Source organism: Pseudomonas sp. LP_7_YM (assembly GCF_004364435.1).
In the GTDB taxonomy this organism is placed as follows: Bacteria; Pseudomonadota; Gammaproteobacteria; order Pseudomonadales; family Pseudomonadaceae; genus Aquipseudomonas.
In genome coordinates this window covers 132,617-141,963 of sequence record NZ_SOCT01000012.1, presented here as the reverse complement: position 1 = coordinate 141,963, position 9,347 = coordinate 132,617, and the positions used below count along the sequence as shown (strand labels likewise).

Annotated in this window: 7 protein-coding genes; 5 read left to right on the top strand and 2 right to left on the bottom strand. The window is 57.7% G+C overall.

All coding sequences use genetic code 11. From position 1 onward, the window contains the following. Positions 1-193 precede the first annotated feature (193 nt). Both EC915_RS21390 and EC915_RS21385 read right to left on the bottom strand, forming a co-directional pair. Positions 194-1,687, bottom strand: a complete 1,494-nt coding sequence (locus tag EC915_RS21390; protein ID WP_133752501.1) for a CoA-acylating methylmalonate-semialdehyde dehydrogenase — start codon at positions 1,685-1,687, stop codon at positions 194-196. A 69-nt stretch (positions 1,688-1,756) separates the two neighbouring features. After that, positions 1,757-3,103, bottom strand: a complete 1,347-nt coding sequence (locus EC915_RS21385) for an aspartate aminotransferase family protein (protein ID WP_133752500.1) — start codon at positions 3,101-3,103, stop codon at positions 1,757-1,759. Between the two features lie 146 nt (positions 3,104-3,249). On the opposite strand from EC915_RS21385, the gene EC915_RS21380 reads away from it, so the two are divergent. The 5 genes from EC915_RS21380 to EC915_RS21360 all read left to right on the top strand — a co-directional run bounded on the left by EC915_RS21380 (position 3,250) and on the right by EC915_RS21360 (position 9,342). Continuing rightward, positions 3,250-4,170 (top strand): LysR family transcriptional regulator, encoded by a 921-nt coding sequence (locus tag EC915_RS21380; protein ID WP_133752499.1) that lies wholly within the window; start codon positions 3,250-3,252, stop codon positions 4,168-4,170. Positions 4,171-4,453: 283 nt separating this feature from the next. Beyond that, positions 4,454-5,839, top strand: a complete 1,386-nt coding sequence (locus EC915_RS21375) for a uracil-xanthine permease family protein (RefSeq protein WP_133752498.1) — start codon at positions 4,454-4,456, stop codon at positions 5,837-5,839. 83 nt (positions 5,840-5,922) lie between these two features. Continuing rightward, a complete protein-coding gene (locus tag EC915_RS21370; RefSeq protein ID WP_133752497.1) occupies positions 5,923-6,582 on the top strand; it encodes a TetR/AcrR family transcriptional regulator in 660 nt (219 codons plus the stop codon). A 37-nt stretch (positions 6,583-6,619) separates the two neighbouring features. Beyond that, on the top strand, positions 6,620-7,204 hold the full coding sequence (locus EC915_RS21365; RefSeq protein ID WP_133752496.1) for a YigZ family protein: 585 nt from the start codon (positions 6,620-6,622) through the stop codon (positions 7,202-7,204). Positions 7,205-7,782: 578 nt separating this feature from the next. After that, positions 7,783-9,342 carry an ABC transporter ATP-binding protein gene (locus EC915_RS21360; RefSeq protein WP_133752495.1) on the top strand — a complete coding sequence of 520 codons (1,560 nt, stop codon included), beginning with the start codon at positions 7,783-7,785 and terminating at the stop codon, positions 9,340-9,342. Positions 9,343-9,347: the final 5 nt, after the last annotated feature.

Below are 9,347 nucleotides of genomic sequence, written 5' to 3'. Positions count from 1 at the left end.
GCCTACTTCGTCCAACTCTTTGATTATCAAGGAGTTTTCCGTTTCGTCTGCGCCGGAAGTGGGGCGAATTATAGACACATCCAGAGGGGCGTCAACACTTAATTTTAAAAAGCTGAAAGTTTCTGTCGGCAAGCAGCAAGAATGGCCCGTACGCCACTCATTGCCGCCTCAATCCCAAAGCTGGCGACGGCTTTTAAAGGCTCGGGAACGCGAACTGCGACGCCTCGTGATTCGCTCGCTGAGGCCAGCGTTGGGTGATTGCCTTGCGACGCGTGTAGAACCGCACACCATCAGGACCGTAGGCGTGCAGGTCACCAAACAACGAGCGCTTCCAGCCGCCGAAGCTATGGTAGGCAACCGGTACCGGAAGCGGCACGTTGACGCCCACCATACCGACCTCGATCTCGTCACAGAACAAACGCGCCGCTTCGCCATCACGCGTGAAGATGCAGGTGCCATTGCCATACTCATGATCGTTGATCAGTTGCATGGCCTGCTCCAGGCTTTGTACACGGACGATGCACAATACCGGTCCAAAGATCTCTTCTTTATAGATACGCATTTCTGCCGTGACCTGGTCGAACAGGCAACCGCCCAAAAAGAAGCCGTCTTCATGCCCCGAAACAGTCAGGCCACGACCATCGACCACTAATTTCGCACCTGCCTCGACGCCATCTTCTATATAGCCAGTGACCTTGTCGCGGTGCTGACCGGTCACCAACGGCCCCATATCAAGACCGCAAGTTGTTCCGGCGCCAATCTTCAAGGCCTGGATTTGCGGAACCAGCTTGGTAACCAATGCATCGGCAACTTGATCACCGACGCACACCGCAACCGAAATCGCCATGCAACGCTCGCCGCATGAATCGTAAGCAGCGCCCATCAGTGCACTCACTGCGTTGTCCAGATCCACATCCGGCATCAGCACCGCGTGATTCTTCGCACCACCCAGGGCCTGAACACGCTTACCGCGAGCAGTGGCCTCCTTATAGATGTACTCGGCAATCGGCGTTGAGCCGACGAAACTCAATGCCTTCACCTCTGGCGCCTCGATCAGCGCATCGACCGCCGCTTTGTCGCCGTGGACCACATTGAGCACTCCTTTGGGCAGCCCAGCCTCATGCAGAAGTTGAGCAACCAGCAGGGTCGAACTTGGATCACGCTCGGACGGTTTGAGGATGAAGCAGTTGCCGCAAGCGATAGCCAACGGGTACATCCACAACGGCACCATGGCCGGGAAGTTAAACGGGGTGATGCCGGCTACCACGCCCAACGGTTGAAAGTCAGACCATGCGTCGATGTTCGGACCGACATTGCGGCTGTATTCGCCCTTGAGGATTTCCGGCGCGGCGCAGGCGTACTCGACGTTCTCAATACCGCGCTTGAGCTCCCCCGCGGCGTCTTCCAACGTTTTGCCGTGCTCTTCGCTGATGAGTTGGGCGATGCGCGCCTCGTTTTGCTCAAGCAGTTGCTTAAAGCGGAACATCACCTGCGCACGCTTGGCTGGCGGCGTGTTGCGCCATGCCGGGAACGCAGCTTTGGCCGAGTCGATGGCCTGCTGTACAGTTTCGCGGCTGGCCAAGGGAACGGTGCGAATGGCCTGACCGGTGGACGGGTTGAACACGTCAGTCGTGCGGCCGTTACCATTGACCCACTCGCCATGGATCAGGTGTTGAATGGTACTCATGCGTAACTCCGAAAAGATGCCTGCAGACGCACTCGGCGCGCCTGTTTGTATGGTTGTATGGAAGAAGGGTCAGTCGATCTGATTGAGCGCTTCGCCCACCGCATCGAACATGCGATCCAGATCCTGCGGCTTGCTGTTGAATGTTGGCCCAAACTGCAGGGTGTCGCCGCCGAAGCGAACATAGAAACCGGCCTTCCACAGTTTCATCGCCGCTTCGAACGGCCGAACAATAGCGTCGCCATCACGACCAGCGATCTGAATGGCGCCCGCAAGACCGTAGTTACGGATGTCCACAACGTTTTTGCTGCCCTTAAGCCCGTGCAATGAGTTCTCGAAATGTGGCGCTGTCTCTGCCACTTGCTGCACAAGATTTTCGCGTTTGAGTATCTCCAAAGCCGCCAGACCCGCCGCACAGGCTACCGGGTGCGCCGAATAGGTGTATCCATGGGGGAATTCAACGGCATATTCAGGCGTCGGCTGATTCATGAATGTCTGGTAAATCTCGCTACTGGCGATCACTGCGCCCATGGGGATCGCGCCATTAGTGACTTGTTTGGCGATGCACATCAGGTCCGGCGTCACACCGAAGCTGTCTGCACCGAACATCGAGCCGGTCCGACCAAAGCCGGTGATCACTTCGTCAAAGATCAACAGTATGTTGTGCTGATCACAGATCTCGCGCAGACGCTTGAGGTAGCCCTGGGGCGGAACGATTACACCGGCAGAGCCCGCCATCGGTTCGACAATGACCGCCGCGATGTTGGACGCATCGTGCAACTCAATCAGCTTGAGCATCTCGTCGGCCAGCGTTATCCCCCCTTGCTCCGGCATACCGCGGCAATAGGCATTACTCGCCAGCAGAGTGTGCGGCAGATGATCGACATCCATCAGTTGACCAAACATTTTGCGATTGCCATTCACCCCACCCAGGCTTGTGCCTGCGATGTTCACGCCGTGATAGCCCCGTGCACGACCGATCATTTTGGTCTTGGTCGCCTGGCCTTTGAGACGCCAGTAGGCTCGCACCATCTTTACTGCCGTATCCGCGCACTCGGACCCGGAGTCGGTGTAGAACACATGGTTCAGGTTGCCTGGGGTCAGATCAGTGATTTTTTCGGCCAATTGAAATGACAACGGATGCCCGAACTGAAAGCCCGGCGAGTAGTCGAGAATGCCGAGCTGCCTGGCGACGGCCTCCTGGATCTCCTTGCGGGTGTGACCGGCCCCACAGGTCCACAGACCGGAAAGGCCATCGTAGATCCTGCGGCCCTTGTCGTCTGTCAGATAACTGCCCTCCGCCGCCACGATCAGTCGGGGATCGCGCTTGAAATTACGGTTCGCGGTGTAGGGCATCCAGTGCGCGTCCAGCTTGAGTTGGCTGGCCAGAGACATATCGGAGGATTCGGGCAAGTTCATTGGATGTGACCTCTCAAGGAGTGGGTTCGCCTGTCTTCACTCCCTCTTGGGGAGTCCGGACGGGGCCGTATTGCAGCTACGTTGCCACGGGCATAAAGTCGCTAAAATCCTGCATTTATGATCTTCACTTTGTGGACCACTAAACAATGAGCACACGCCGTTCCGATCCTCTCGCGCAAGTCAGCGACTTCGATATCCGGCTTTTGCGCATCTTTCGCAGCGTAGTCGAATCGGGGGGGTTCTCTGCAGCCGAAAGCGCGCTCGGCATCGGTCGCTCGGCCATCAGCCAGCAAATGAGCGACCTGGAGCAGCGCTTGGGTTTACGCCTTTGTCAGCGTGGCCGAGCGGGGTTTTCCCTGACAGAGGAAGGCCGCGAGGTTTATCAGTCATCGCTGCAGCTGTTGAGCGCTGTGGAAAGCTTTCGTACAGAGGTGAACGGCCTCCACCGACATTTACGCGGCGAGCTGAATATCGGTCTGACCGACAATCTGGTCACCCTTCCGCATATGCGCATCACCCACGCACTTTCGCAGCTCAAAGAGCGCGGCCCGGATGTGCACATCAATATCCGCATGATCGCGCCCAACGAAGTCGAGCAAGGCGTGCTCGATGGCAGTCTGCATGTTGGCGTAGTGCCGCGGGCCAGTGCCTTGTCGGGCCTGGAATATCAATCGCTCTACAGTGAGCGCTCGTTGCTGTACTGCGCGGAGGGTCACCCGCTGTTTTATACAGAGGACGCTCACCTAGGCGACGAGCGACTGGCATGCCAGGAAGCGATTGCCCCAACCTTCCGGCTGCCGGCCGATATCCAGGCCCACTATCAGGCGCTCAGGTGCACCGCCAGCGCTTCGGATCGTGAAGGCATGGCGTTCCTGATTCTGACGGGACGCTACATTGGCTATCTACCGGACCATTACGCGATGTTCTGGGTGCAGCAAGGTCGGCTGCGCGCCTTGAACCCTCAGGCTCGCTTCTACGATTTGAGTCTGGTAAGCGTCACTCGCAAGGGCCGTCGCCCTCATTTGGTGCTGGAGAGTTTTCTGGAGGGTCTGGCTGCTACACGATGAGGCTTGCGGATAAAAATACCCAGACGGCCACGCCCTGCTGATTCATCGCTTAAATGTTTAATTCTATATTTTTCAAAGGGATAAGGAGAAGCTGCACGGTACTACCTGATCAGTTGGACAGGTTTTTGCAATAACGGCTGATGTCGGTGAGATATTTCGTGGCAGCCTCTGCTCTTTTTATGCCGCGCACCAAAACCATCGTGCGCACGTCGGACAGCAGGATCGGCGACACGTATAAGCAGCAGGCTCACCGACATGCCCAAATCCAATCCGAGATTCCAGCATGCAGCCTGAAGCGCCAGACGCCCACGACCTGATTTACGGCCTCACCGACCGGCCCAAACCTGCGCCTGCAATTCTGGCTGCTCTGCAACATGTACTCGCGGCATTCGTGGGGATCATTACGCCGCCGTTGATCATCGGATCAGCACTGGGGCTGGGTGCGTATTTACCGTACCTGATCAGTATGGCGCTGATGGTTTCCGGTGTAGGTACTTTCATTCAGGCTCGTCGTCCATTCGGCATAGGCGCGGGGATGATCTGTCTGCAAGGCACCAGCTTTGCTTTTCTGGGCGCCGTGCTGTCTGCCGGGTTCATGGTCAAGCAGCGTGGTGGCAGTCCCGAAGACATCATGGCCATGGTATTCGGTGTGTGCTTTTTCGGCTCAATCGTGCAGATGGTACTCAGTCGGTTCATCGGCCAGTTGCGTCGTGTGATCACGCCACTGGTGACGGGCATCGTTATCACCCTGATTGGCGTGAGCTTGATCAAGGTCGGGATGACCGACCTGGGTGGCGGCCTCAACGCTCCTGATTTCGGCGAACCGATCAATCTGGCGCTTGGCGTCTTCGTGCTGTTGGTGATCATTCTGCTGAACCGTTCGAACACGCCCTGGGTGCGTTTGTCCGCCATCATCATTGGCTTGGCCGCAGGCAGCATTGCAGCGTGGTTTGGCGGCAAGCTGGACCCTCGTTCAATCAGCGATGTAGCGCTGATCAGCATGCCTGTGCCCTTGCGCTTTGGTTTCAGCTTTGATTGGGCAGCGTTCCTTCCCATCGCGCTGATCTATCTGATCAGCAGCATTGAAACCGTGGGCGACCTTACTGCCAACTGCATGCTTTCCCGCGAACCCATCAAGGGACCTGGCTACATTGCTCGCCTCAAGGGCGGCGTACTGGGCGACGGCGTCAGTTGCATGCTGGCCGCGACGTTCAGCGCCTTTCCCAATACCACATTCGCGCAGAACAACGGCGTGATTCAGTTGACCGGTGTGGCCAGTCGGTATGTCGGCCTCTATATCGGAGCGATCCTTTTTCTACTCGGTCTTTTTCCTGTGATCGGTGCGATTCTTCAGCAGATTCCCAAAGCGGTTCTCGGCGGCGCGACGCTGGTGATGTTCGGCAGCGTCGCCGCAGCGGGTGTTCGCATCCTGGCCCAATCACCGCTGGATCGTCGCAGCATGCTGATCATCGCCACCTCGCTCGGCGTCGGCCTGGGCATCGCCGCACAGCCGACGTTGCTGCATCATCTCCCGCAACTGGCGCAAAACCTGTTCGACTCGGCGATCACCAGTGGCGGCCTGACGGCGATCGTCATGAGCTTGCTCCTGCCGGAAGGCAAAGAGGCCATCGCTGTAAAAAAGCAGGAACCGCAGGCCCTTGAACATTAATTTCCATTGCCAACGCTTGTCGGATCGTCGCCGCTGAGTTATCTGTTCACCCGTCGTACCCAACGATCCGTCTGGAACCGCACATGACCCTTGAAGTCCCTGCTCACAGCGTCAGCGCCACCAAACCGGCGAGCCGTATTCGGCAACAGAATGAAGAAGCGATCCTGAAGGCGGCCGAGGACGAATTCGCTCGGCATGGCTTCAAAGGCACCAGCATGAACACCATCGCGCAAAATGCCGGACTGCCCAAAGCCAATCTGCACTACTACTTCACTAATAAACTGGGGCTGTATATCGCGGTTCTGAGCAACATCATCGAGTTGTGGGACAGCACGTTCAATAATCTGAAGGCCGAAGACGATCCGGCCCAGGCGCTGACCCATTACATACGCGCAAAGATGGAGTTCTCCCGACGTCAGCCAAAAGCCTCACGCATCTTCGCGATGGAGATCATCAGCGGTGGCGAATGCCTGACTGAATATTTCAGCCAGGGTTACCGGGCCTGGTTTCAGGGACGCGCTTCAGTGTTCCAGGCGTGGATCGACGCGGGCAAAATGGACTCGGTAGATCCGGTTCACCTGATCTTCCTGCTGTGGGGCAGCACTCAGCATTACGCCGACTTTGCCACCCAGATCTGTCAGGTCACCGGGCGTACGCGCTTGACCCGGCAGGATATGGAAGAGGCGGGCGATAACCTGATTCGCATCATTCTCAAAGGTTGCGGGTTGACCGCCCCGATCTGAACCCCTAGCACAACTCTGATTTTCAGCCGGAATCGTCATGTCTTCTACCCTCGTCGGCCCTTGTGAATTTCGTGAGGAGATTCGCAAGAGCCGCTTCATCACCCTCGCCGCCCCCATCAGCAGTCCCGCCGACGCCCAAGCGTTCATTGAGCAGCACAGTGACCTCAATGCCACGCACAATTGCTGGGCCTGGAAGCTGGGCGCGCAATACCGCAGCATGGACGATGGAGAACCCGGCGGTACTGCAGGCCGCCCTATTCTCGCCGCCATCGAAGCCCAAGAGTTCGATCAGGTCGTGGTCCTGGTGATTCGCTGGTATGGCGGCACTCAGCTAGGCACCGGCGGGCTGGCGCGAGCCTATGGCGGGGGTGCAAACAAGTGCCTGCAACAGGCTGCGCGTCTGCCACTGATCAACCGCGTGCCGCTGAAATTCGATTGCAGTTTCAGTGAACTGGCATTGGTCAAGCTGCGCCTGGCGGAACTCAATGGTCTGGTGCAACAGGAGGACTTCACCGCCGTAGGCGTAGACCTGCTGGTCGCCCTGGGCCCGGAGCAGATCGAAACCTTTCAACGTCAGCTCTCGGATATCAGCCGCGGCCGCATCGTGCTGCAACCGCAGTAAGGCGCCTGGCCATTTGCGTGGGACGTTTCCTTCTTTCAGACTGCCCACACTTACTGTGCAGCTGCCTGTGGACAAGCTGAGCACAATCGCCTGTAGGCCATATAAAACGTGGGCTTGAGCTTTCTGATCATTATTTGATCAATTTAGTTATCCACTGCAGCATTCTGCGAAAAAACAACAGGTTATGGCGTCTTATCGCGAGTAGCTTCAAGACAACTCGCGTTTATAACGAAGATTTGCGTTTGCACACATTAACTGTGGAGCAACCTGTGGATAACACGTGCAAGGTCGGCCAGAACGCCGGGGGTACCTCGCCTTCGGGAAATTGATCATTTTTTATGCAACATTGCTGAACCAAATTGATTCGCTGCGCTTTTTAACGCCCTTATCCAGTGCTGAACTGCAAGCGCAGGGTCGCGCATCTGCTGAAAGTGACGTCGGATTTACCAGGATCTCGTGCAATGAGAGACAGTAACTACGGGAAAGCGGGTTCCCAAGAATGGGAATCGCGGAAAACCTGACCGGCTGGCCAAGAAATTGCTACGTGCATGGGTGATCCTCTTTCCGCCGAGCCCTTCATGCCCGATTCAACGAACCACGCGCGCCTGCAACTGCGCCAGATCACCAAGCGATACCCGGGTTGTCTTGCCAATGATGCAATAGATCTGACTATCCAGCCGGGCGAGATCCATGCCTTGCTCGGGGAGAACGGCGCGGGCAAGAGCACGCTGATGAAGATCATTTATGGGGTGGTGCAGCCTGATGCGGGCCAGATTGTCTGGCAAGGCAAGCCGTTGACCATGCGTACCCCTGCCCAAGCGCGGGAACTGGGCGTGGGCATGGTGTTCCAGCATTTCTCGCTGTTCGAAACGTTGACCGTTGCACAAAACATAGCGTTGGCAATGGGGTCGGCGGCCGGTACGCCGAAGCAGCTGGAACCCAGGATTCGTGAAGTATCGCAGCGCTATGGCATGGCGCTCGAGCCCCAGCGTCTGGTGCACAGCCTGTCCATCGGCGAGCGGCAAAAGGTCGAGATCATTCGCTGCCTGATGCAGGATATTCGTCTGCTGATTCTCGACGAGCCAACGTCGGTGCTCACGCCTCAGGAAGCGGAAGATCTGTTCATCACCCTGCGTCGACTGGCCGATGAGGGCTGCAGCATTCTGTTCATCAGTCACAAACTGGGTGAGGTGCGCGCGCTTTGTCACAGCGCCACCGTACTGCGTGGCGGCAAGGTTTCGGGGCATTGCGTGCCAGCCGAGTGCAGCGATCTGCAACTGGCACGCTTGATGGTTGGCGATGCCGAAGGGCTGGTTGCGCACTACCCGAAAGCGCTTGGAGATACGCCTTTTTTGCAGGTCGACACGCTGTCGTGGCACAACCCTGATCCATTTGGCTGTTCGCTGGTCGATGTGAATCTTGAGGTACGCCGCGGCGAGATCGTTGCCATCGCAGGCGTCGCAGGAAATGGCCAGGACGAATTGCTGGCGCTGCTCAGCGGCGAACAGACCCTGAGCAAATCCCAGGCTCAGCTTATTCGTTTTGCTGGTCAGGCCGTCGCCCATTTGCGCCCGGACGCAAGACGCAGAAAGGGCCTGGCCTTTGTACCCGCCGAGCGCCTTGGCCATGGCGCGGTGCCAGAAATGAGCCTGGCGGACAACGCGCTACTCACAGCATTTCAGCGCGGGCTTGTGAGCAAAGGGTTGATCCAGCGCAGCAAGGTTCAAGCGCTGGCTGAAGCCATCATCCAGCGTTTCGCCGTGAAGACACCCGATGCACAGACCCCTGCCCGCAGCCTGTCGGGCGGCAATCTGCAAAAATTCATCCTCGGTCGCGAAATTCTGCAAAACCCGAAACTGTTGGTGGCCGCTCACCCGACCTGGGGGGTGGATGTCGGTGCAGCGGCGGCCATTCATCGCGCGCTGATTGCCTTGCGCGACGCAGGCGCGGCCATTCTGGTGATTTCCGAAGACCTCGATGAACTGTTTCAAATCAGTGACCGGCTGGCGGCACTGTCAGGCGGCCGACTGTCAGCCCTGGCACCGACAGTGCAGACCAGCCATGCGCAAATCGGCGGCTGGATGGCCGGTCAGTTCGACGCCATTCCCTCTCAATCCGAAGCGGCCCCGTTGATCTGACGGCC